This window comes from Vibrio sp. 1402 (assembly GCF_033340275.1).
Genome location: NZ_JAWOWE010000320.1, coordinates 1 through 666, shown reverse-complemented (window position 1 = coordinate 666; position 666 = coordinate 1). Strand labels below are relative to the sequence as shown.

Annotated in this window: 2 protein-coding genes; both read left to right on the top strand. The window is 47.7% G+C overall.

What is annotated here, in order from left to right; all coding sequences use genetic code 11:
- Nucleotides 1–239: DUF535 family protein (locus R7044_RS25820; RefSeq protein ID WP_225456073.1), on the top strand; the 239-nt coding region annotated here is incomplete at its 5' end.
- A gap of 51 nt (nt 240–290) precedes the next feature.
- On the top strand, nt 291–666 hold a 376-nt coding region (locus tag R7044_RS25815), incomplete at its 3' end, for an outer membrane beta-barrel protein (protein WP_225456072.1).

Here is a 666-nt window from a genome sequence, read left to right as displayed (position 1 = left end):
AAACGCAATCTCACACATACGCAGCACGACGTTACAGTAAAGGACGCATCAAAACCGACTACGACGCACTATGGCAAGAGTTGGGAGGCATTGAATACAACCGCCATTTCTACGCATTAAAAGTGAATGATACGCGCCGCGATACTGAGGGAATGTCTCGCTCTAAACGCTCGATGTACCGCCGTCGTTATGAGTGGCTAGACAACACCAAAGCTGAGTTTGCGACGCGTCTGCGTTAATCCAGCGTATCACTCGACATCTTGTTTATTCGTTTACTATTCGGAGTCCTTATGTCTTACAAATACGCCGTAGCATGCTTGTTGTCTGCACTTTCTGTCACCGCTCATGCCGAGCCAACCAAACACATTGTGGGGGCGAATTTAGGCTATGGTGACGTCAGTTACGACGTCAATAATGGCCATGATGACGGCGACATGTTCTTAGGGGATGTGTATTACCGTTACATGTTCGACCAAAACTTCGGCCTTGAAGCAGGTTACAAAGGCGCGTTTAACGGCATTGGTTCTGTACTCATTAGCCCAATATCAGAAATCACCGACGTGAGTTATGGCGGTCCGCGAATCAGCGGTTACGTAAGCTACCCTTTGGGTGCTGGTTTTGAGCTTTACGGTAAAGGCGGTATCACTTACTACACGTTAAGTTACA